The 23,616-nt window shown below is 37.6% G+C and carries 22 protein-coding genes, 1 tRNA gene and 1 riboswitch; of the genes, 11 read left to right on the top strand and 12 right to left on the bottom strand.

What is annotated here, in order from left to right:
* Nucleotides 1–105: 105 nt before the first annotated feature.
* Nucleotides 106–1,277, top strand: a protein-coding gene (locus BTO11_RS04035) for an IS3 family transposase (protein WP_105051382.1) whose coding sequence is annotated in 2 segments (ribosomal slippage) — nt 106–379 and nt 379–1,277 — 1,173 coding nt in all. Because the reading frame shifts where the segments join, the coding sequence is not laid out codon by codon here.
* 160 nt (nt 1,278–1,437) lie between these two features.
* Here the strand turns inward: BTO11_RS04035 and BTO11_RS04030 are convergent.
* Nucleotides 1,438–3,654: an acyl-CoA dehydrogenase gene (locus BTO11_RS04030; protein ID WP_105051381.1), complete on the bottom strand. Its 2,217-nt coding sequence runs from the start codon at nt 3,652–3,654 to the stop codon at nt 1,438–1,440.
* Nucleotides 3,655–3,896: 242 nt separating this feature from the next.
* Between BTO11_RS04030 and BTO11_RS04025 the strand changes: the two genes are divergently transcribed.
* On the top strand, nt 3,897–5,414 hold the full coding sequence (locus BTO11_RS04025; protein ID WP_105051380.1) for a YifB family Mg chelatase-like AAA ATPase: 1,518 nt from the start codon (nt 3,897–3,899) through the stop codon (nt 5,412–5,414).
* Nucleotides 5,415–5,469: 55 nt separating this feature from the next.
* Here BTO11_RS04025 and BTO11_RS04020 read toward each other — a convergent pair whose 3' ends face one another.
* On the bottom strand, nt 5,470–6,450 hold the full coding sequence (locus BTO11_RS04020; RefSeq protein ID WP_105051379.1) for an NAD-dependent epimerase/dehydratase family protein: 981 nt from the start codon (nt 6,448–6,450) through the stop codon (nt 5,470–5,472).
* A gap of 284 nt (nt 6,451–6,734) precedes the next feature.
* Here BTO11_RS04020 and BTO11_RS04015 point away from each other — a divergent pair, with 284 nt between their 5' ends.
* Nucleotides 6,735–7,199, top strand: coding sequence for a hypothetical protein (locus BTO11_RS04015; RefSeq protein ID WP_105051378.1), 465 nt, complete (start codon nt 6,735–6,737; stop codon nt 7,197–7,199).
* Nucleotides 7,200–7,218: 19 nt separating this feature from the next.
* Here BTO11_RS04015 and BTO11_RS04010 read toward each other — a convergent pair.
* Nucleotides 7,219–7,293: transfer RNA gene (locus tag BTO11_RS04010), tRNA-Arg, on the bottom strand.
* 295 nt (nt 7,294–7,588) lie between these two features.
* Between BTO11_RS04010 and BTO11_RS04005 the strand changes: the two genes are divergently transcribed.
* Entirely contained in the window at nt 7,589–7,771 is a 183-nt protein-coding gene (locus tag BTO11_RS04005; protein WP_105051377.1) for a helix-turn-helix domain-containing protein, read from the top strand.
* Here BTO11_RS04005 and BTO11_RS04000 read toward each other — a convergent pair.
* From BTO11_RS04000 to BTO11_RS03980, 5 genes are all read right to left on the bottom strand, one after another.
* Nucleotides 7,768–8,649, bottom strand: coding sequence for a phosphotransferase (locus BTO11_RS04000; protein WP_105051376.1), 882 nt, complete (start codon nt 8,647–8,649; stop codon nt 7,768–7,770). The genes BTO11_RS04005 and BTO11_RS04000 overlap by 4 nt on opposite strands.
* A 1-nt stretch (nt 8,650) precedes the next feature.
* Nucleotides 8,651–9,268 carry a nicotinamide riboside transporter PnuC gene (pnuC, locus tag BTO11_RS03995; RefSeq protein WP_105051375.1) on the bottom strand — a complete coding sequence of 206 codons (618 nt, stop codon included), beginning with the start codon at nt 9,266–9,268 and terminating at the stop codon, nt 8,651–8,653.
* Between the two features lie 27 nt (nt 9,269–9,295).
* Nucleotides 9,296–9,559 carry a hypothetical protein gene (locus BTO11_RS03990; RefSeq protein ID WP_105051374.1) on the bottom strand — a complete coding sequence of 88 codons (264 nt, stop codon included), beginning with the start codon at nt 9,557–9,559 and terminating at the stop codon, nt 9,296–9,298.
* A 99-nt stretch (nt 9,560–9,658) separates the two neighbouring features.
* Nucleotides 9,659–11,839, bottom strand: coding sequence for a TonB-dependent receptor (locus BTO11_RS03985; protein WP_105051373.1), 2,181 nt, complete (start codon nt 11,837–11,839; stop codon nt 9,659–9,661).
* A gap of 92 nt (nt 11,840–11,931) precedes the next feature.
* A riboswitch (TPP riboswitch) is annotated at nt 11,932–12,044 on the bottom strand.
* 36 nt (nt 12,045–12,080) lie between these two features.
* Nucleotides 12,081–12,551 carry a GNAT family N-acetyltransferase gene (locus tag BTO11_RS03980; RefSeq protein WP_105051372.1) on the bottom strand — a complete coding sequence of 157 codons (471 nt, stop codon included), beginning with the start codon at nt 12,549–12,551 and terminating at the stop codon, nt 12,081–12,083.
* 135 nt (nt 12,552–12,686) lie between these two features.
* Here BTO11_RS03980 and BTO11_RS03975 point away from each other — a divergent pair, with 135 nt between their 5' ends.
* From BTO11_RS03975 to BTO11_RS03955, 5 genes are all read left to right on the top strand, one after another.
* Entirely contained in the window at nt 12,687–13,175 is a 489-nt protein-coding gene (locus tag BTO11_RS03975; RefSeq protein WP_181135834.1) for a DUF3299 domain-containing protein, read from the top strand.
* Between the two features lie 123 nt (nt 13,176–13,298).
* Nucleotides 13,299–14,717, top strand: a complete 1,419-nt coding sequence (gene ccoG / locus BTO11_RS03970) for a cytochrome c oxidase accessory protein CcoG (RefSeq protein ID WP_105051371.1) — start codon at nt 13,299–13,301, stop codon at nt 14,715–14,717.
* Nucleotides 14,717–15,706: a serine/threonine protein kinase gene (locus tag BTO11_RS03965; protein WP_105051370.1), complete on the top strand. Its 990-nt coding sequence runs from the start codon at nt 14,717–14,719 to the stop codon at nt 15,704–15,706. The genes ccoG and BTO11_RS03965 overlap by 1 nt, the downstream gene beginning before the upstream one ends.
* A 124-nt stretch (nt 15,707–15,830) precedes the next feature.
* Nucleotides 15,831–16,472, top strand: coding sequence for a thiol:disulfide interchange protein DsbA/DsbL (locus BTO11_RS03960; protein ID WP_105051369.1), 642 nt, complete (start codon nt 15,831–15,833; stop codon nt 16,470–16,472).
* 3 nt (nt 16,473–16,475) lie between these two features.
* Complete coding sequence (locus BTO11_RS03955) at nt 16,476–17,261, top strand: M48 family metallopeptidase (RefSeq protein ID WP_105051368.1); 786 nt, start codon at nt 16,476–16,478, stop codon at nt 17,259–17,261.
* Between the two features lie 62 nt (nt 17,262–17,323).
* Here BTO11_RS03955 and BTO11_RS03950 read toward each other — a convergent pair whose 3' ends face one another.
* The 3 genes from BTO11_RS03950 to bioH all read right to left on the bottom strand — a co-directional run bounded on the left by BTO11_RS03950 (nt 17,324) and on the right by bioH (nt 19,547).
* Nucleotides 17,324–18,355: a putative metalloprotease CJM1_0395 family protein gene (locus tag BTO11_RS03950; RefSeq protein WP_105051367.1), complete on the bottom strand. Its 1,032-nt coding sequence runs from the start codon at nt 18,353–18,355 to the stop codon at nt 17,324–17,326.
* A 6-nt stretch (nt 18,356–18,361) separates the two neighbouring features.
* Nucleotides 18,362–18,661, bottom strand: coding sequence for a hypothetical protein (locus BTO11_RS03945; RefSeq protein ID WP_105051366.1), 300 nt, complete (start codon nt 18,659–18,661; stop codon nt 18,362–18,364).
* 112 nt (nt 18,662–18,773) lie between these two features.
* Nucleotides 18,774–19,547: a pimeloyl-ACP methyl ester esterase BioH gene (gene bioH, locus BTO11_RS03940; RefSeq protein WP_105051365.1), complete on the bottom strand. Its 774-nt coding sequence runs from the start codon at nt 19,545–19,547 to the stop codon at nt 18,774–18,776.
* Between the two features lie 74 nt (nt 19,548–19,621).
* Here bioH and BTO11_RS03935 point away from each other — a divergent pair, with 74 nt between their 5' ends.
* Nucleotides 19,622–20,290 (top strand): ComF family protein, encoded by a 669-nt coding sequence (locus BTO11_RS03935; RefSeq protein WP_181135833.1) that lies wholly within the window; start codon nt 19,622–19,624, stop codon nt 20,288–20,290.
* A 19-nt stretch (nt 20,291–20,309) separates the two neighbouring features.
* Here the strand turns inward: BTO11_RS03935 and BTO11_RS03930 are convergent, their stop codons facing one another.
* On the bottom strand, nt 20,310–22,865 hold the full coding sequence (locus BTO11_RS03930) for a M14 metallopeptidase family protein (RefSeq protein ID WP_229793406.1): 2,556 nt from the start codon (nt 22,863–22,865) through the stop codon (nt 20,310–20,312).
* 150 nt (nt 22,866–23,015) lie between these two features.
* Here BTO11_RS03930 and nfuA point away from each other — a divergent pair, with 150 nt between their 5' ends.
* On the top strand, nt 23,016–23,594 hold the full coding sequence (nfuA, locus tag BTO11_RS03925; protein ID WP_105051362.1) for a Fe-S biogenesis protein NfuA: 579 nt from the start codon (nt 23,016–23,018) through the stop codon (nt 23,592–23,594).
* Nucleotides 23,595–23,616: the final 22 nt, after the last annotated feature.

The following is a 23,616-nucleotide window of genomic DNA, read 5'->3' as shown; positions in this document are numbered from 1 at the left end:
ACTAACCGTATCATATACGCGCCTGAAATTAAGTTAGAGTCTACTTTTACGAACTTCTGATATGACTCCACAAAAGTAGACACCTATTTTTAGGAATAAGGTGTCATGAAAATCGAATTCAGACGTAAGCACTCCATAGAGTTTAAAATAAAAGCCGTTCAACAATCGCTAGACTCTCCAGATACCGTTAATATGACGGCATTAAAGCTAGGAATACATCCAGCAACCCTATCAAGGTGGAGAAACCAAATGACCTCTAAAAAACACACAAACAAGCCAATTAAGAATGCAGGTCCAGATAAGTCTTATACTGATTTAGAGCGCCAAGTACGTAAACTCGAAAAGCAACTTGAGGAGGCTCAATTGGAGAATGATGTGTTAAAAAAGGCGAAGGCCTACTTCGACAAGCTAAAAGAATAAGGTTCGCGTATATAAATAAACACGCGAATACAAAACAGCCCGTTAATAAAATGTGTAAATGGCTGGGTGTTTCCAGAGCTGGATATTATAAATGGTGCCAACAAACACCCAGTAAACATGCAGATAAAAACACATTACTGAGGGACTTTCTAAAGCGCGTTAGTGATAAAGAGCATTGCATTCCAGGTTATAGAAAACTATGGGATGCAGCTGTATCTCATGGTTTTGATTGCAGTCAAGGCAAAGTACAACGCTTGCTACAGTGTATGGGTTATCGCTCAGTCGCGGGAAAACACAGAATGAATAAGGCAGCTAAAGAGTCAACATTTATTCCGACGACTCATATACTACAACGCCAGTTTGATGTGAAAGAAGCAAACAAGGTGTGGGCTTCAGACATCACTCAAGTTCGTTGTAATGAAGGCTGGCAGTACTTGTGTGTCATTCTCGACTTGTACTCACGTAAAGTGGTAGGTTGGGCAACGAGTAGAATAAACAATGCCTCTTTAGTTATTAAGACGTTAAAGAAAGCATGGGAAGCTCGTAAGCCAGATGGCGATAATTTATTGTTTCATTCAGACCAAGGATGTCAGTACAGGGCAAAAGATACAATCCGCTGGCTGAATAAGAGAGGCGTGACAATTAGCATGTCTAGAAAAGGAAATTGTTGGGATAATGCATGCTCAGAAAGCTTCTTTGCCCAATATAAAAAAGAATGGATGCATAACTTAACTCAATTGAGTCGAAATGAAATGACTGTACAAAGTCGTTTTTATATTGAAAAATATTACAACTCAGTAAGAAGGCATGGCACTCTAGGGTATATGAGTCCCATGCAATATGAAGAATTAAATTAACCCCGTGTCTACTTTTACGAGGTCACATCATTCTTACTACTTACAGCTTACAGCTTACAGCTTACGTCTTACGACTTACGGCTCACGACTTATTTCAGGCAATAAAAAAGACGCTTTAAAAGCGTCTTTTTTTATTTCAAATTAACTTAATTAATATTGATTATTTAGCATCAATGTTAGTCAGTAATTCCATATCAAATGTGTACTCATCAACAGCGATAGCTAGTTTACGTTTAGTATCGTAAGCCGTTAATTTTTCTTTATCATCTGCAGTGATCACACCAGCTTCTAGAGCTACGTCAACTAATTGAGCAAATCTTAACTGCTTATCAATTTTACCTGAGCGAGTTGCTGCTTTCATTGCATCTAACAATGGCAATACATCTAACTTAGCCTTGTAAGCATCTTCTAATACAGTAAAGCCATCACGACCAACCATACTAACTAAAGATGTTAATGTTTTCTTAGCTGCATCATCTTTTAATGTTGCTTCAGCAAGGTCAGTTATCATTTTGTCAGATATTTTTGAACGTTTGATAAACGGCATAGCTAAACTTGCGCCTAAGAAACCAGAAACTAATCTATTAGGGAAGTTATCTGTGTACGCAAACAATGCATCTTCAGCTTGTTTTAATGCCAAAGAAGTACCGTAATTGAAATATGGTTTTAACTCTTCACGACAATCACTTTGTAAGTAAAACTTAATGTTACCCATTGCCATGAATAAGTAACTCATTACGTCACCTAAACGAGCAGATAGCATTTCTTTACGTTTTAAATCGCCGCCAAGAACTAATAATGCAAAGTCAGCTTGAACAGCTAATGCTGAAGACAAACGATTAATTTGTTTTTCAAATTTCTTAACCATAGGCTCTGCATTTTTACCACGGCCAAAACCTGGTAAGTAAGCTGTTGCAAAACCACGAAGGAAGTTTTTAGTACTGTAACCAATCGTCTTTCTCATTAACTTGTTAAATTCTTTATCCGCTGCTTTATCTTCAGAGTGGATGACAGAAATTAAGTCTTGAACATATGGGTGACAACGAGTTGCACCTTGACCAAAGATCATTAAGTTACGAGTTAAGATGTTTGCACCTTCAACTGTAATACCAATTGGCGTTGCAAAGTAAGCACTTGCTAGTACATTGTTAGGACCCATTTGGATACCTTTACCAGCTTGCACATCCATACCAGCTTCAAGACAATCACGCCCCATTTCAGTCATGTGGTATTTAGCCATTGCAGTAATAACTGATGGTTTTAAACCTGCATCTAAAGAATTAAGAACTAGATGACGCATTGACTCTAAGTTGTATGTTAAGCCACCAATTAATGCTAGTTGCTCTTGAATACCTTCAAACTTACCAATCGGCATACCAAATTGCTCACGAATCGCAGCATATTCAGATGTTGATTTAAGAGCTGCGTGACCTGTAGCACAACCGTTTGCAGGTAATGAAACACCACGTCCAGCACCTAAACAAGCCACTAGCATTTGCCAGCCTTTACCGATGTTTTTCTGTCCACCAATAACAAAATCCATTGGTACGAATACATCTGTACCACGTGTAGTACCGTTGTAAAATTTAACGCCTAACGGGTTATGACGGTTACCAGTTTCTACACCTTCATAATCTGTAGGTAATAATAAACATGTAATACCTAAATCTACTTCGTCACCTAACAAGTTGTCTGGGTCAAATGCTTTAACAGCAAGACCAAGTACAGTCGCGATTGGCGCTAACGTAATATAACGTTTGTCCCAAGTACAACGTAAGCCGACAACTTCTTCGCCGTTATACATGCCTTTAGTAACAATTGCTGTATCTGGAATACCACCAGCATCTGAACCAGCTTCTGGGCTAGTTAGTGCAAAACATGGAATTTCTAAACCGTCAGATAAACGCGGTAAGTAATGTTGTTTTTGTTCATCAGTACCAAAGTGCGCTAATAACTCGCCTGGCCCTAATGAATTTGGAACCATAACCGTTGTTGCAATTGGGTTACTTTTTGTTGAGATTCTCGCAACAATAGTAGAACTTGCATAAGCACTAAATTCTAAACCGCCAAATTCCTGAGGAATGATAAACGCGAAAAACTTATGATCTTTTAAGTGCTGTAAAATACGTGGTGGAATATGGATATTGTTGTGTATTTCTACATCATCCAACATCTCTAATAATTCTTCTAATGGACCGTCGATGAACGCTTGCTCACGCTCCGTTAATTTCGAAGGGGCAGTCTGTAACAAAGCGTTAAAATCTGGCTTACCTTGATAAATTGAAGCTTCAAGCCAAGTATCTCCAGCATCTAATGCTTCTTGCTCGGTACGAGAAATTTCAGGTAGAATTTTTCTAAATGACGTTCTTAAGCTCATGTCTTGCCCCTATTGTATTCTGTTTTTATAATTGACCAAATGAATTCATTTGGTAGCAGATCCGATAAATATAGTACATATAAAATACTAACTGGTCTGATGTCTTACCAGTGAGTGTATTAACTTTTTATTAAAAATGAAAGAACTTACGCTAATTATTTTCAACTTCCCGTATTAAACAATATTGAATATTTATAAATTGAAACTATATTTGTTCTTATAATAGGGAAATTGGAGTGCTAATGTCATTCGCTACTGTTTACAGCCGGGCTAGAGTTGGTATTGATGCACCTCTGGTCACAATAGAAGTTCATATATCAAATGGCTTGCCTTCATTTCAAATTGTCGGTTTGCCTGATGCCAGTGTACGCGAATCTAGAGATAGAGTACGTAGTGCATTAATAAATAGCGACTTTCAATTTCCACAAACAAGATTAACCGTAAACTTATCACCCGCTGACATACCAAAAGAAGGCGCGCGCTTTGATTTAGCCATAGCGGTAGGGATTTTGGCTGCCTCTGCACAAGTACCTGTTGATAAGTTAGCTCAATATGAGTTTTATGGCGAACTGGGGTTAAATGGTGACGTTCGAGCCATTATCGGGGAGATCCCCACCACCATTGCTTGTGGAAATGCTAATCGTATATGTATTTTACCGAAAGCCAATATCATACAAGCAGGTTTAGTTGAAACCACTGAAATGCTAGAAGCGACAACCTTAATGTCAGTTTTCCACCACTTAACAGGCCAGCAGAGCCTAACGTTTACCACTCCAATCCATAATGTCATTACTGAAGAAGTGAGCAGTCAAAATGACTTAAGCGATGTTATTGGTCAGGTAATGGCAAAACGTGCATTAGAAATTGCTGCCGCAGGCCAACATAATTTATTATTTTTAGGTCCTCCAGGCACAGGAAAATCGATGTTGGCGTCGAGACTTGCTAGCATTCTTCCCGCGATGTCCATAGAGGAGGCCTTACAAACCGCCGCGATACATTCAATAAGCGGTAAGCCGTTCGACTTTACTCAATGGCGAACCCGCCCTTTCCGTAACCCTCATCATACTGCATCTGGTGTTGCTTTAGTTGGAGGAGGTAGCGTACCCAAACCTGGTGAAATTTCCTTATCGCACAATGGAGTATTGTTTTTGGATGAACTGCCAGAGTTCGACCGTAAGGTGTTAGATGTATTACGCGAGCCGATGGAAACTGGAGAAATCACGATTTCCCGAGCCACTCAGCAAGCTGACTTTCCAGCACGCTTTCAATTTGTTGGAGCATTAAATCCAAGCCCAACAGGTCATCACAATGACGGTAGATGTACATCGGATCAGGTCTTAAAGTATCTGAATAAAATATCGGGGCCTTTATTAGACAGAATTGATATTCAAATTGATGTCCCTGCATTACCCAAAGGAGCATTAACCCAAGATACAACGGCAAATAGAGAAACGTCTGCAGTTGTTAAACAAAGAGTAAATCAGGCTAGGGATATTATGCTATCTAGGGCTGGCAAACCGAACGCACTATTAACCAGTAAAGAAGTCGCACAATATTGTGTACTGCTTAAAGAAGATCAAATATTCCTAGAGCACACAATTCATCAATTAAAAATGTCGATACGGGCGTATCACAAGATACTAAAAGTCGCCCGTACGATAGCTGATTTACAACTATGCCCGGATATTAATCGAGGTCATTTAACGGAAGCCTTAAACTACCGAGCTATGGACAGGCTGTTAGCACACTTAAGTCAATGAGCTAATCATCATTTTGTCCGGGGCATTATGGCGGCTAACGATTTATAACCAAAACTTAAAGCAGGTGTTCAGACTTCATCCACACATAACAATCTTCTAACATGACATCAATAGAGATGTTATCGACATAATCTAGTTCATTGACTGCTTTATTGCTTGAAGCTACTACTCGTTTTGACACCATAGTGGCTTTTTCTGGCGTCATGTTTGGTTCTTTTTTTGTTAATAAAGACGTCCAATATGAAATATAACCCACTATTTGTAATATCCATTTTGGGATAGTCTTATCTGCAGTTGGTTTGTCCAATAACTTACCAATTTTTGTCACCACTTCTAAAAATGCACAGTCCGTTCCCGCCAATATATAATTTTCACCACTTTTGCCTTTTTCAAATGCACTAATATGTGCAGCAGCTACCTCATTTACATGACAATAAGAACCTTCTCCTGGAGGTATGCCAGGCAAGCTACCATTTTGAATCATAGTGAATAATTGCGACCAATTATGTCTATCGTACGCACCAATAATTGCACAAGGGTTTAACACAACAGCATCTAACCCTCGGAACTTAACGGCATCTTTTACCACTTTTTCACCCAAGAATTTAGTCTTTAAATAGTTAACGCCACTATACATAGCAGTACTTTCATCTTGTTCGGTGATAATTGTGTCGTGAAAGCCATAAGCAGATATAGACGATGTATGTATAAAGCGTTTAACTTTTTTCTCTAGTGCAACGTCTACCAAGTTTTGTGTACCGACAACATTCGTCTGAAACTGCCTTTCGTCATGACAACGCCACAAATTGGTATCACCTGCAATATGAAAAATTACGTCTAAGTCATCCGGTACGATCGAGTGCAGATCATGTATATCTGTCAAACTACCTTCAACTAATGTCACATTTAACTTTGCTAAATCTGCCACATTAGAGTTTTTCCTATGCATAACGATAACTTGCCAATCATTATCAAGTAATTGCTTAATGACATTTAAACCTAAAAAACCAGTGCCGCCAGTAATAAATGCTTTCATTTACGCTTCTCTTTTTAGTAATAAGTATTGAATCTATAAGTGCAAACCGCTTTGAGAAAGGCATCTTGCCATGTAATTTTATTCACAAGCACCCTTTTAAACAGAGGACGTGTGAACAATAAATAATCTATAGATAGCGCTGAATTTCAATTTTACCATTTGACAATAAACGCTAGCTCTTCTATACAAGGATATGAGCAATAAAGTATTTCACTATTCAGTTTAAATAAATAATAAACATTTTATTGGGTACTTAACTAAACATTATTTTAACGAGTAAATAAATGAAAAATAAAACCTTAGGCATCATTTCCCTTTTACTTATGCCACTAGCTGCTAACGTTCAAGCTAGCGACGAAGTGAAACATATTCCAGGTATTTTTATCGGAGCTACCCATTTTGATAGTGAAACAGAAATCACCTTTGGTCTAGAGTACGAATATAAAATTGATCATCAATGGGGTGTTGGTGCAGTCTACGAGAAAACCAGCGAAGCTCACCACGGTGAAGGTGTTAGCGTATCTCTGATTTCAGCGTTTTATCATCCTAATAACAACGTTCGTTTAGGCTTGGGCTTAGGTCAAGAAAGAGTTGGAGGTTATCACCCACATACTGAAAACTTATATCGCGTTAGTGCAGGTTACGATTTTCATGTTGAGCGTTTTGGTATCGCGCCAACGGTAGCGGTAGATTTCGTTGATGGAGAAGAAGCTTTAGTTTTTGGCGTCGCATTTACTCGACCTTTTTAATTATTCAGCCTATTTAATATGGCGCTCTCGGCAGGAATCGAACCTGCGACTCATCCTCCGGAGGGACGCGTGAGATCCACTTCACCACGAGAGCGCAAATAGCTTTAAACAATTACTTAAGCGCGAGCATTCTAATCAATAAAAATATTATTTACTACCTCATAATAAATAACTTTTTCCTATAGAATCATTATATCCGCCTGCTGTAGCCCGATACCAAATAGTAAGGTACATCGACTATATAAATAATTACCCACTGTTTTTATAATAAATTTACTTTTATCTTTTCAAATTCCCAATATATGGCTTAGTATAAGAGTAATTTAAACTAGTAATTTCTGTGTTTTTACTTTAATTACCTATTATCTAATTTTTTTTGGAGAAGATATATGTCACTAATGACCGTTGATGAAGTTGCTGAATTTTTAGGTGTGAAAGACGTTCGAGTTAACCGTTTAGAGCGCGAACATTTGTTAAATGCAGCAGATAAAGATCCTGATGGAAAGCCTTTATTTGATAAAGCTGACGTTGAAAAATATAAAGAAATCGCATTACGTTTAGGCGGTCTTTAATTTTCAAACTGTCCTAAAAATTGCAGATACCTGTTTGTTTTTTGGTTATTTTTTTTAGCCCACGATAAACAGGTTACTGCATAAACGACAGCCCAACTCTTTGCTACATCAATAAAGCTATCCTCATGCAATCCCCTTTGCTTTAAATAAAGATCACATAACTTATTAAATTCACCTGAATTCAGTTCAAACTCAACTGCAACAGTTGCTAAATCCCATCGACAATCTCTGACATTGGCATATTCCCAATCAATAATACCAATAGTTGAATCTGTGACTAAAATATTCCCAGAGGAAAGATCTCCATGCACCAAGCCCAATATAGATAGATTCTCATCTATTTTAGCTTTGGCTTGATTAAATTGCGCTAAATAACACGACTCTACATCATTACTATTAATCGGTAGTTCATGATCTAGCGAGCGTACAATAATGCTCGGTAATTGAGTTACTTCAATCAATTGATGTAGATATGCCAATGATTTACATATCAAAGAAAAACGAGATGCCAGACTTAATTTTGTTAATGGAATGCCGTCTAATTTGCTGGTGATCAGTAAGTCAGTTCTTGACGTTGATACATCGGGTTTGGGGATTTGCAGTTCATATGGTGCCTTTGTTGATATTACAGGTTTTATGCCTTTATCATTTTTCACTGCGTTTGGTGCTAATTGCAGTTCATGTAACCAAGCCAGTATCGAATACTCGATCTTTTGAATATGCTCAGGAACTTGTTTTATAAATTTTTCATGGTTTTGATAAGTAAGAAAAGCCGACGGATGTCGGCCTAACTCGATTTCGGTATAGGATAAATAGTCAGCATGAGAGCTTGGTAAATTATGCAGCCAAAAGTCGTCAGCTGACGTATTCTTTTTCATGTTAATTAGGCTGAAATTGCTTGTTTGGTAATTGTTTACGCCACACTTGAAAACCTTGCCACGCCAGAATTGTGTACAACACAGATAAAACTGCCGTTGGGTAATAGCCCATTTCTAAGTATAGAAATATAGAGGCGATATCTATGACTATCCAATACAACCAATTTTCCAATACCTTTTGCGTCACCATATAGGTTGTCATAATGGCAAATACCGTGGTAAATGCATCTAAATATGGAATTTTCGCATGGGTGTATTCATCCATAACATAACCTAATATTAGGAAAGTAACTGTAGCCGCACCAATCCATTTTGTATGCTTTGATGTAGACCAGCTCACTATCGATTTTTCTAGTTTGGCATTACTAATTTTATCTAGTTTATTCCATTGCCACCAGCCATAAATAGCCATTAGTAAATAATAGAAACTTAAAAAGCTCTCCATTAATAAGGCGCCTTGCCAGAATAAAATAGTGTAAATTAAGGTAGAAACAAAAGCGGCTGGCCAACACCACAAGCTTTCTTTCATCACTAAAATCACATAAGACAATCCAAGCAGCACCGCCACATATTCCCATGCTGACATTGCCTGAAAGCCAGTTAATACTTGCTCAATCATATTTTCCCTTAAGGGTATTACTCAATATTAGTCTGCATATTTTTCATATAAATTACCTGGTATAAATTTACAGGCAAAGACAGTCGTTCCATATTTTTCAAAGCTAGTTTTTAATTCTGTTGTTAATGCATTCATAACCACATCGTAATCACCAAATAACTGAGTACTCATTACATTTGTAACGACTCTTATATCGTCGTATTGATTAATACGGTCAATAAAATTTTGAATTGCGGTTACAAAATCAACTTCCACTAAAGGGTATTTACTTATTTCTACGCTTAATTGCATTATTGCTTTCCTTGTTTATTAAAAGTGCATTGATACTAGTCAATATTCACCAATGCACTTATATTCGGGCTATAAAGAAATATTAATATTTGCGGTTAATTAAAATACGTAATCGACTTTTATTCCTACAACGCTCGGCTCGCCAAACTGTTCATAGTTTTTTGGGGTGTAACCGTCTCTTGGGTCGTTACCAAAGTAGAACCCTCTAACGCCATACTCTTCATCAGTTAAATTACGTCCCCACAAAGTAACGTCGAACATATCGCCTTTATAAGTTAAGCTCGCGTTTGCTAATACTACAGCGTCAGCCTTTTCATCATGGCTGTATGAATAAAAGAATTCATCTTTACCAGTAACGGAAACATCTAATGAAACACTATCGGTAATTTGCCAATTAGTGCCTAAATTAAATTGATATTTAGGAGCATGAGCTTGTTCTCTTACGCTAATAATTACACGATATTTTTCACCTGTATCTGGATGTTTTTCAATGCGATCAATATTACTAATTTCAGTTTCAAGATAAGATAAACCAGCAAATACTTTCACATCAGAGGTTAATTGATAATTAACTGTGGTTTCTACACCATAATTTGAACCAGCAGGCACGTTCAATAGATAACCAATAAATGTTGGTCCATCATTACTCCCCGTAGCTGGAGGATTAGTTAGCGATTGTTTAATTTGCATGTCGTCACGAGTTGAATAAAACAAAGTAGCGACTGCATTTAATTTATTTTTTGCTGAGCTATATTTTAAACCAAGCTCAATGTTAGTTAACGTTTCCGGTTTAAAGTTAGCGTGTTCTCTTAATTCAAAGTAAAACTGTTGTGAGTTACTGTCGTTAAGCTTGCTTAACGCTTCACCGTTAACACCACCCGCTTTAAAGCCCCGACTGAGTCTAAAATAAGCTAGAAATTCGTCGTCGTATTGTTTGCTTGCCGTAAAGTGTCCGCCCCACATATTGTCGTTAGTAGACTCTACGATTCCATTATTATCGGAGTAATCACCTTTATAGTTTTCGACACGTAAACCTGCTGCAACTGTAATTGAGCTTGATAACGCAAAACGTTTTTCACCGTACAATGCAGTATTTACAACTTTATAATCACTGGAAAAAGTTGCGTCAGCCCATAAATCCCAATCAAGAAAGTGTCGAGTTAATTCAACATTTTTATTATTTGTATATAGCCCTAACACCCAATCTTTATCTTTACTTGATAGACGTAAATCAATTTGGTTTGCTTCACGTTTCCTAAAATAATGATCAACGGAACTGTACTCTGCATACTCCCCATCTGGATCATTAATAGGATCGTATGGTGCTATGCCTTGATAACTCCAATCTTCATCAAAACCGTAATCTAAGTCTGAATCAGAGGTACTTAAAAACAATTTTACATCTGCAAATGTAAAACCTTGATATGTATTGGTCAAGGCAATAGCTGTTGTGTCTTGCTTATCAAACCCTGGTTCATCAGATAAAGTAGTACGGTTTAAATCTAAGGAGAACGCGTCATAACCATTGTCGATATCAAACTTATGCACAACCGCTTTTAGCAACCAATCACGGTTTACTTCTACATCAAACATAGCTCTGATAGACAGTTCATCGAAGCCGTTAGTGTCTTTACGGTCAAGGTAAGTATTTTCTATATAACCATCACCATCAACTTTATTTACTGATACACGATATTGAGCCTTATTACCTAAATCGCCACCATAAGCCGCAGCGAATTGCTGAAAGCCATAATTACCTAATGACATTCTAACTTTGCCTTCTTGGCCTGACCCCGTTTCTGTACTGGATAAATTAATGAATCCAGCCATCGCATTTGCGCCAACATTAGTGCCTTGTGGGCCTTTAAAAACTTCTACCTGGTCGATGTCGAATAAAGTAGCTGCATTCGCCATTTCAGAATAATCAATGCGGTCAATCGCTACGCCAACTGAAGGGTTAACTGGATCAACAAACTGGCTACGCTCCCCAATGCCACGAATCTGGAAAAAACGCGCTCTGGAGCTACCTGACGAATAGTTAATATTGCCAACTTGCTGTAGTACGTCTTGAATATGAGCCGCGCCTGATTTTTCTAATGCTTCTTTATTAAGAACATCAATTGAATTGGCTGCGTTTTGCGCGGTAGTTGGTAATAACTCACCTTTAACGACAATGGTTTCTATTTCTTTATCAGGAGTCTCATCGGCAATTACTGGCAACGACAATGCAAGGCCAATAGCGATTAAAGATGGTGCGTATATTCCAATTCTGGTTTTCATTTGGTTCTCTTGTTTGTTCTAATTTGAAAGACAAAAGAGCCGGTCGTAAGCGAGGATAAGTTGATGTGTGTAATAATGCATAAGCAAATCGTTATTGGTTATGCCACCATCCCTACGCCGGTACAAGCCGGATCAGGTTCTAAGGATTTGCTAATGCATCTCAGTCCTTACTCGTCATTGAGTAGGAACACTCCTTGGTATTCGCTGCAAGTGTAAATTTCTAATCGGTAAATTGCTAGGATTATTTGTGCGCTGCACGCCTCATTGCAATATGAGGAATGCCATCTTCTAAATACATGTCTGAAATTTGCTCAAAGCCTAACGAATTATAAAACTTTGCTAAATGCTCTTGTGCTGAAATATGACAGGTATTGTCAGGCCAAAGCTTGTCGGTTTGTGTTGTTGCCTGTTGCATCAATTCATAACCTAAGTTTTGCCCCCTAAACTGATCCGAGACTATTACTCGACCAATTGCCGACTCACTTTCATACACTACACCTGGAGCTAAAACTCGGCAATAACTAGTTATTTTATCGTCTTGATAGTTAAAAATGTGTAACGTATTCGGTTCGCGGTCAATATTATCCAAATCTGGGTAATAACATTCTTGCTCAACCACAAACACATCGATTCTTAACTTTAACAAATCATAAAGCTCATCCGTAGTGAGTTGAGTAAATGGTTTAACCTGCCAGTCTAATTTTTTAGTCATATTGAGAATTTATTAATAAGTTATGACTACAATTTAACGCGACTGAACGCAAATAGCCAACGTATAACTTGGCATTAACCAGTGCACACGTTATTCTATGCGCCTAGTTCAGCCTGTATAAGTCGATAACATATTATGTTTTTAAGAGTTGTTTACTGCTTTTTAGCCATTTGTTTTTTTTCATCTCCAACTACAATGGCAGATCCTATCCCCAAAGAATTAGAATGGTCCGATTTAGTACCAAAAGACTTTGACGCTGGAACCCCCGACATTGCACATATTGGTCAAGCTATGGCTGGACCACAAACAATCAATGCACCAGTTGTAAAAGAATTAGACGGGCAACTAATTAAAATACCTGGTTTTGTCGTACCTCTTGAAGGCGACGACAACAAGGTAACTGAGTTTCTACTTGTTCCGTATTTTGGCGCTTGCGTTCATGTGCCACCACCACCATCTAATCAATTAATCTACGTTACATTACCCAATGGTGCGCCAGCCGATGCCATGTACGATCCAATTTGGGTGACAGGGAAATTAAGTACTAAAGAGTGGAAAGGCGAATTAGCTCAAGTTGGTTACACTATGGAAGGGATAAGTGTTTCTGCTTACGACGATTTTTAATTCGTTAAATTAGAGCTAGATCAACACTTACTCCTGTAAATTAGATTAAAATAATATACAGAATCGTATTAACTCACTTTATTAATTGAGTTGTATTTAATTTTAAAAAATCTGGATAATCCCATGAGCGATAAAATAGACATAAAAAATATTCCTAGTGACGTCAAAGTTTACAAACCAGATCCGAGTCAAACGCCACAGTACAATATCCGCAGTCGAATTTACGTCCGAGCAGTAAAAGGTTTACACCAAATGCTTAGGAAACAAATTGGAATTATTTCGCTTGCCGTTTTCGCCCTATTACCTTGGTTAAAATACGATGGGAAACAAGCCATATTATTTGATATCGCCAATCAAGAATTTAATATTTTTGGCTTAACCTTATGGCCTCAAGACCTTACTTTATTTGCTACTTTGTTAATTATTTCTGCATATTTATTGTTTTTTGTTACTACCTTTTATGGCCGAGTTTGGTGCGGTTATATGTGCCCACAAACCGTCTGGACCTTCATGTTCATTTGGTTTGAAGAGAAGATTGAAGGCACGGCTAATAAACGAAAACGATTAGATTCATTACCACTAAGTTTCGAAAAAGTATGGAAGAAGGGGCTCAAACATACCTCCTGGGTTATTGTTTCATTACTCACCGCCTTGAGTTTTGTCGGATACTTTGTGCCTATTGATGATCTGTTTGTAAACTTTTTCACATTTGAAAGCTCAGGTGCCGTTGTTGGTTGGACTTTATTTTTTGCTGGTTGTACTTATGCAAATGCCGGTTGGATGCGCGAAGTCATGTGTTTACACATTTGTCCTTACGCTCGATTCCAATCATCTATGTTCGACAAAGATACCTTTACCGTAACTTACGACGCAGAACGCGGTGAAAATCGTGGTCCACGAGCTAGAAAAGTAGAGCCTAAAGATGTTGGTCTAGGCGATTGTGTCGACTGTAACTTATGTGTATTAGTTTGCCCAACAGGCATAGATATTCGTAATGGTTTACAGTATGAATGCATAAACTGTGGGGCTTGTATCGATGCTTGTAACGAGACCATGGATAAGATGAATTATGAAAGAGGGTTAATATCTTATACCACCGAACATAGTTTAGAAGGCAAGAAAACGCATGTCATTAGGCCAAAACTATTTGGTTATCTTGCGGTTATTCTGGTTATGACGGTTGCCTTTATTTGGCAGATTACCTCTCGTCTACCTCTAGAATTAAATATAGACCGAGACCGTACGGCATTATTTAGGGAAAACAGTGAAGGCTTAATTGAGAATACATATACCCTACTGATTTTAAATAAAAGTCAGCATGACAATACTTACGTTGTTAACGTCGAAGGGCTTAAAAGCTTTGAATACTTCGGTGAAAAAGAAGTAAACATATTAGCAGGTGAAGCATTCACCCTACCGATTAGTTTAGCTGTTGATCCGTACGATTTGAGCAAGCCAGTCACCAATATCACTATAACTGTTACATCTAAAGATGGTGACGTTAAAGTATATGAAGAATCACGCTTCTTCAAAGGAAGATAATGAGCAATTTTGACTTCTCGAACCTTGGTCCAGATCTGATATTAGATGCTATTGAATCACTTGGTATCTACCCAGAATCTGGGCTGCTCGCATTAAATAGTTACGAGAATCGTGTTTATCAATTTAAAGCAGATGACAACTTACGTTATGTGGTTAAATTCTATCGTCCAAATAGATGGACCGATGAACAAATATTAGAAGAACATACTTATAGTTACGACTTATTAGAGCATGACGTACCATTAGTTGTGCCTATTACTATTGACGGTAAAACACTATTTGAATTTAACGGATACCGGTTCTGCTTATATAAAAGTGTCGGCGGCCGTATGTTTGAGTTGGACAATTTAGACCAACTGGAATGGCTAGGTAGATTGTTAGGTAAATTACATAAAGCCAGTTCAAGTAGTTTGTTTACTTCTAGAGCAACCATAAATATAGAGCAGGAATTACTTGAATCCACTGAGGTTATTAAGCAAGTAAACTTTATTCCGCCGTATTTACAAAATACCTTTTTTAGCGACCTTGCTTTATTAACTGAGCGTACGTTAAAACACTCAAATACGAATTATCAAACAATAAAGTTACATGGTGATTGCCATGCCGGTAATATTTTATGGCAATCGCATGATGCAAAAAGTGACGCGATTCTTGTCGACTTCGATGATTGTTTAAATGGCCCAGCAATTCAAGATATTTGGATGATGTTAAATGGCGACCGCCAAGAAAAATTAATGCAACTCGACGTTATGATTAACGCCTATGAAGAGTTTCATAATTTTAATCATGCTGAATTTTCGTTAATTGAACCATTACGAGCAAGACGCATGGTGAATTACATGGCGTGGATTTCAAAACGTTGGTCAGATCCAGCATTTCCTCGTAATTTTTCTTGGTTTGCTACCGACAAATACTGGGAACAACAGATATTAGCGATGAAAGAACAGATCGCTGCGTTGAACGAGTCGACATTAAAGCTATTTCCATAGTCTAATGAATGGAATATCGAATAACTTAACTGTAGTTGTAATGTGTGATTACAAAAGCAATAATTAGTGAATTATTCAAAATAAAAAATATGACGTGAGTCTTTTCAAATAGGAATTATATTAGATGAAAAAGTTAATTACATTGGTCATGGCTGTATTTATGGCAGCCTCAGTTTCAGCAGTAGAGCTGGAAGAAGGCGTTCATTATGAAGTTATTAGTACAACAGCAACAGCGACACCTGAAATAAAAGAATTTTTTTCATACTATTGCCCACACTGTCACAATTTTGAACCACTAGCTGATAACCTTAAAAAAGCAGGTGAAGCTAATAACTTCAAATTTGAAAAAAGTCATGTCGATTTTTTACGTGCGGCAGGCCCAGAGATCCAATTAATGCTAACTAAAGCATTAGTAACATCAGAGCTTTTAAATGTACCTCAAGTATCAAAAGCTATTTTTGAATATATCCATAACCAACGTGGCGTATTTACTCAAGAAAAAGACATTCGTAACATATTCCTAATACATAATGTTGATGGTGAGAAATTTGATAAAGCATTTAACAGCTTCGCAGTTAAAGCGGCTGCTAGTAAAATGAAAAAAGAACAAACATCACTATCTCGTCGCGGCGTGTTAACAAGTGTGCCGACCTTTATTGTAAATGGTAAATATAAAATTTTAACAGCTGGCTTTAAAGCAAAAACATATAGCGAATTATTCGCTCAACTTGAAGATGCCGCTGTAAAATTAACTAAGAAAAACTAACGATTGTTAGACTTACTTAAACGTACTCTTAAGTCTCCTTCAACTGCTTTGCAACAAGCCGTTGAAGGACATTTTGAGCTTTATCTCCATACCGAAAATACCACTCTAAAATATCAGCTGAAATTGAGTAAACGCCGACGCTCGTTGAGTGTTGAAATCAAGCATAATGAAGTTTTAGTCAAAGCGCCCTATTGGACTGAACTTACTTACATTGAAGCGTTTTTAATAAAAAAACAAAGTTGGATTGTGGAAAAACAAACTCAACAAACGTTGCGTCCTCAAAATCAAAATAACTATCAATCTGGTTCCAAAATATTATTACTTGGCCAATGGATAACCTTAATTATTGTTAGCGGCTCTCGATTTAATATAAAACTCGATACAGATGACAAACAGTTAGTTATTACTCAACCTAAAAACATTAAAAATCCAGCGCAATATATACGAAATAAATTAATCCTGTTTTATAGCCAACAGGCACAAGAGTACATCACGCCAAGGTTTCAAGAGTTGCAAACACAGATGCAATTAACAGCAAAAGAATTACAATTTAAATTGTATAAACGCCGCTGGGGTTGTTGTTATGCGTCGGGATTGATCAGAATAAATCCGATGATAATGGGGGCACCTGATTGGGTAATAGATTGTGTATTAATTCATGAATTGAGCCATTTAACCCATATGAACCATTCAGCTAATTTTTGGCAACTTAATAAAGACTTTTGTCCCCATTGTGACTCAAGTAAGAAATGGTTATTTGAGCATAGCCAAGCATTATCAATGCACTAATGCCAATTGATTTGGTCGACTCAGGTCTGTAGATATTGGATTATGTTGAAAAGAGTTCGCGCTTAGGCGACAGCACTAAAGCCTTGCTGGTGAGGCGTTGATGCATTTGCGTATCTGCTTGAAATCACTTGGGCTGTTTTACTTTCAAATACAGGTGAGTTGTTTTCTTGTTCAACATCTTTAGCTAACGACATTGTATTCGGTAGCTCGACATCATTGCTAGATGATGCAGTAGTGACGCCAGACTCGTTATCCGATGCTACCTTTTCTGTTTCAGAAGCATTTACCTTAAGATCATCCGTTTCAGTGTCTTCAGCCTTAGTGGTATCTGATTTTGATTCAGCGGTTTCGGCGTTTTGCTTAACGGCCTCTACTTTTGCTTCTGCTATATTACTAGCGGCTTGCGCTGCTACTTTACGATCTTGAGAGGATGGTTCAGCAGGCGCCAGTGCCGCAGCTTGCACTGTTTGCATTTTACGAATTGTAGCTTCAGGCGTTGCTTCTTTTGATACATCAATTGAAACTTCACCACCTACCGCATATTTTTTGCCATTAGGGCCAGTTTCATATTCATAATTAGGTGTGCCAGCATGACTGCCACCAATTGCAGCATGAGCTTGCTCATGCGCTTTAACTTCAACGTCTCTTTGTTGCAGTTGTTGAATTTGTTGTTGCTCTACCTGTTCTTGTTCTTTCTCTTGGCTTTCTTGCTGTTTAGCTTGGCTATCATCAGAGGACTCCGACGGTTTTGATTCACCATCTGCTGTATCTGATTGCTTAGCTTGTTCTGAACTTGTATCGGCTGAATTACTTTCTTCATCTGCAGCAGATTCATCTTGTTGCTGCTCATCACTCTCTGGAATGATTTCAGCATCTGGACGCTTTAATTGAATGTCTTCATAAGTTGAAGAGGATGGGTTATTTACAGGTGGACGAACATCTTGTTCTCTCGATTTTTGCGGAACAATAGCCTCAGCTTGCACTGTTGGTGGCACCACCTCTTTTATAGCATTAGCTTTTGCTAATGACTCCGTAGCAGGCATTGCCGAGTTGACAATAACCTGTGGGATATGAGGAGGAATGTTCATCGACATTGTAAATTAAACCTTAGTATCGATTAATGTACCGATCATTTCATCGGCAGTTTTAATTGTTTTAGTATTGGCTTTGGCTAGATGTTCGTTAACAACTAACTTCACAGCTTCTTCACTTAAATCAGCTTGTGGGCGAGCTTCAATAGCATCTATCTGTTCTTTATTATCCGCTTTTACATCCTGAACTTTTTGCTGTTCAATGTTTAATCTATTGATTTGTACTGCGGCCTCGTCGACACCTTGCTCGGCTTTTTTTATTCCAGTTGAACCAGAATTAAACGCTGATGGCACTTGATCAATTTGCATATAATAATCCTAACTTTATCCACTACTACTAACGTATAATTATTAACCAATACAGCTAATATATAAAGCTCTAATTCAATTAATTTCAATATTCACAGCCTAGCGCTTGTTATTACTCGATATTTTTAATTAACCAAGTATTAAATTTAGCGGTATCTGAGATAAAAGGCGCGTGTGAAGACTTGTTAAAGCAACTTGTTTGTATGTTTGCATTAAGGTTTTTCAATTCTTGTTCAACAACAATAGGTACTAAAGAATCTAACTTGCCAAATAAAGCAAACACAGGACAAGTCAATTGTGACAATTGCTCTCTTAAATCCACATCTTGCAATATTCTTAACCCTTCTTGCAGTGCAATTTGCGACGGCAATTCGACATTCAAAACAACATTTTTTAACGCGGTGATATCTTTACGAGCCGACTCACTTCCCATGGCTTGAATCGCTAAAAATCGCTCGACTGTTTTTACATGATCTTTACTTAACTGATTCAAAAATAAAGTAAGCACGTCAGGTTTAATTCCGGCCCAAGTATCACTTTGCATAAATTTAGGGCTACTCGCAATAAGTCCAACCTTAGTGACTTTTTCAGGAGAATGAAATGCTAAATTTTGCGCTAACAGACCACCTAAAGACCAACCAATTACAATGCTAGGGCTAGTAATTTCACTTGCTAACCAATGTGTTAGCGCTGGTAGGTTATAGTCCGCTAACTCAAGTCTGTTATCACCGTAACCAGGTAAATCTAAACAACGTATTCTAGATTGAATATCTTGTGGCAAGAGCTTAACTACCGCACTCCAAATGGTTTTATTCATACCCCAACCATGCAGTAAAACAATTGGTGTTTTTTCAGAGCTTAGATTATAACTAATATCGGTACGCATATTTTTACTCTAATAGATGAATGTATGCATTCTACGATGCTTACTTTATTGCTTCAAAAAATAAGGACTTTTTTTTGCAATTTATTAACAAGTATTTTAATAACGACTGCCTATTATGCGACAGTCGTACTGAACATAATGCGAAATTACTTTGTGATTTATGCATGTCAGATCTCGACTTATACCCATTAGGCAGCGATTTACTCTATTCGTATTCCAGTATAAGTTCACACATAATACACGATGCAATAACAGGCATAGCCGTGGTGAGTAATTATCAATGGCCATTTGAGCAATGGATACCCCAGATGAAATTCCACAATCATATTAATAGTGCAAAATTAATGGGCCAAATGTTAAATGAACATTTAGCAAATAGCTTATGGCCTACCATAGATCTTATAACGCCGATGCCCATTCACAGCCAAAGATTACTGCAAAGGGGTTACAATCAGGCAGAGTTATTATGTAAGTTCATTAATTACTCAAGCCACTCAACATTATTTCATGGCTTAACCAGGACAAAATATACCCAACCACAAACAGAGTTAAATAAGATTGAACGTAAGCAGAATATGAAGCAAGCCTTCGCTTGTGAGAATACAGTACAAGGTAAAACTGTATTGTTAGTCGACGATGTTATCACCACAGGTCATACCGCTAATGCCGCAGCGCAAGAATTACTAAATTCAGGTGCAACAGCTGTATATTTAGTAGCTGTTGCGATCCGAAAATATAACTAGTTTACTTCCTTGTTATTGCTTACTTTGCCTCAACTGCACTACCTAAAAATAACGCATTAAATAATAGCTTATTAGTACCATACATAATTGAACGAAAGTTAGGATTATCAGTCATTCCAACAACCACACCTTTACCATATTTATGGGCAACTAAGCCTGTTGCTTGACCAATTGTAGTCACATTAGTTTTATCAGCGTATCCCGCCAGAAGTGGTGATTTGGTGTATTTGGCAACGTTAGAAAAAGGTTTAGTACCATCCATTAACAAATCGGTACGATTTTTAAATACAGGCAGCAACGGCTTACTAAAACCAAAAGCTAATGGGTGAGATAAGTCTAACTCCATGTTAAAAAATGCACCGGCAATTCGTTGCTTGCCTGCAATACGTTCCATGTCACCATAATTCAATTCTGACTTGTTAAATCGCTGATTCATTTCTCGTTGCGATAACGTGGTCGTTTGTAGCACATCATTATTAGCTAACCATAATGCCGCACGTTTTTGTGACCATAATACGCCACCATTTTGCGTCCATATTTTTAACTTCAATAATAGGTTTTCATCGGCTTTACTATAATTTCCATCCGTCATGATGATGTGAGTGTACTTATCAAAGTCCGTATTGGTTAACCAACGTTTTTCTATAATGGTTGGTGAAAAGCCAAGTTGTTTGTCAAGTAAATACCATGTTTCACCCACTTCATACGAGTTAGTTCCAAAGCCGCCGACAATAAGTACGTTCGGTTTATTAACCACCATCATGTTGCGACTGCCTAAATCGATACCACTGGTTGTTAAGCCACTAGATATAGATGAAACCGGAACATTAAATTCATTTACGATACGTTTAAACGAAACTAACCAATCATCGTTTTGTAAACCAGCATTAATTAACATAGTACCTGCAGCGAATTTTTTACTTCCTGCGGGGGTAACTGCTGTAAATGGTTTTAATGCAGCTCTTACCTTAAAATCTGCATTTAATAATGCATAAGTTAATGCCGGTGCTTGATAGTCGGCCCAATCGATTGCATAGCTATAACTGTCAGTTAAGTTAATCATTTGTTTATTTGGTTTATGCCATTGTTTATCAGCCAGAGTGACAAGTCTTTTAGAATCAACTTTGTCATAGGTTATGTTAAACGCCATCGCTAAATTCCAGCTAGACACATCATAAAAGGTATTATCGTTGAAGCTTTGTCGGTCAGAAAATATAGACTGAATAAGTCGCATCTGAGGCTGTTCTAGCGGTACATAAACCGAGTCTTGTTTACTGTACTTATGTCCGTTTACCTCTGTATTTTTTGTGATTGGATAAACTTGGATATCGTGTTTTTGTAGTAAAGTTAACAATTTATTAAATCTAGTTTTGTCTTGTTTTTCAGATAAAACATAACCTACATGATCCGCTTTTTTAGCTAACTTTTTATATTCCTGAGCAAAGTCGTATTGAAAATCTAGCAAGTCAGTTTTATTAACTAAACTACCTTCTAAGGTAGAGAAAGACGCCATTATTTGATGCTTAATTGTGGTAGGAAAATCTAACAATCCGTTGACCGATTCTTGCAAATGGCCACGGCTAGATGCCTGTTCGAACAAGATCCCTATTGAGCCATGTAAGTCTGGATACGTAGAGCCCTTTCCTGCGTAAAAATCATCAAACGCTTCTTCGGTAAAATATAATTGGTTTTGTTGATCAAATGCTTTGGCGTGGAACATAGCTAAACGTTTTGTTAGCTCGACATTTTTATCAGGGGTAAATGGGTTTTTCCTAGAACTAATCCCAGGTTGAAAGAAAAAGGTGCTATTGGTTCCCATTTCGTGATGGTCAGTGAGTACATTTGGTCGCCATAAATGATACTGCTCGATACGAGCTTGTGACTCTGGATGTTGCAGCAGTAACCAATCTCGATTTAAATCGAACCAGTAATGATTAACACGACCTCTAATCCAATCTTGAACATGTTCACGGTTATTTGGATCGGCATTTAAGTTTTGCCCTTTATGCTGGTTTGCCCATTGTGCAAAACGGCTTAGTCCGTCGGGATTTAAACTAGGGTCTAGTAAAATAACCATATTATCTAGATAACTTAATACTTCTGGATTATTTGACGCCGCTAAATAATAAGCGACTAATAATGAAGCATTACTACCAGAAGGTTCATCGCCATGAACGCTATAATTTAAATTAACAATTAACGGTGATTTTTTTGCGCTTGGTTTACTCGACTTAGAGAGTCGAGCGATATGTTGCTGCTGAATAACATCCAATTTTTTCTGATGTTCAGCCGATGTAATAATGACTTGAAGCAGCTCTCTTTGCTCGTGGGACTTACCAATTACTTTAACTGAGACTCTATCTGAGTTTTTGGCTAAGGTTTTAAAATACAGTACTAATTGATCGTGTCTGACATGCCAATCGCCGACCTGATAACCCAATACCGATTCTGGAGTCGGAATATTTGAATCAAACTTTTCCTTTGGTAAATAAAAATCAAGCTCGGCGGCAACCGAACAAAAAACACTGAGTATTAAAGAAATAGAGATTAAAATCTTAGTCGTAAAACGTCGCATAAACATAGGCACCTTTTTATAGTTGCCTAACCCTACCAACTATCTGAGCTAAATCGCAAATCTATTAACAAATAATTAGCTGATCGACTTGGCTCAAGCGACGAATAAACGTATCATAGCTATACCCTAGTAATTTAGTCAGTTATTTCTATGATCACTATTTCAGAATCAGCTCAAGAGCACTTTGTTAAACTTTTAGATAAACAAGCAGCTAGTACACGTATTCGTGTCTTTGTTGTTAATCCTGGCACTCGCACCGCTGAATGTGGTGTATCTTATTGCCCAGAAGAATCTGTAGAAAAAGACGATAAAATATTATCATTTAATGGCTTTGAAGCCGTATTAGATGCTGAAAGCACGCCTTTTTTAGAAGATGCAGAGATTGACTTTGTCACTGACCAGATGGGCTCACAATTAACGTTGAAAGCACCAAATGCCAAAGCACGTAAAGTTTCTAATGATTCACCATTACGTGAACGCGTTCAGTACTTTATTGAATCAGAAGTAAATCCTGGTTTAGCGAGTCATGGTGGTAATGTTCAAATTGTAGAGATCACTGAAGATGGTTTAGTTATCTTAATGTTTGGTGGCGGTTGTAACGGTTGCTCTATGGTCGATGTGACACTTAAAGAAGGCATCGAAAAACAAATGTTAGCTGAATTCGAAGGTGAAATCACTGGCGTTCGTGATACAACAGAGCACGAAGCTGGCGAACATTCATATTACTAATTCTGTACCAAGAAAGGCAAAA

This window comes from Psychrosphaera saromensis (assembly GCF_002954545.1).
Classification (GTDB): Bacteria; Pseudomonadota; Gammaproteobacteria; order Enterobacterales; family Alteromonadaceae; genus Psychrosphaera; species Psychrosphaera saromensis.
The sequence above is the reverse complement of the archived record's forward strand: the minus strand, read 5'-3'. Positions and strand labels throughout refer to the sequence as shown.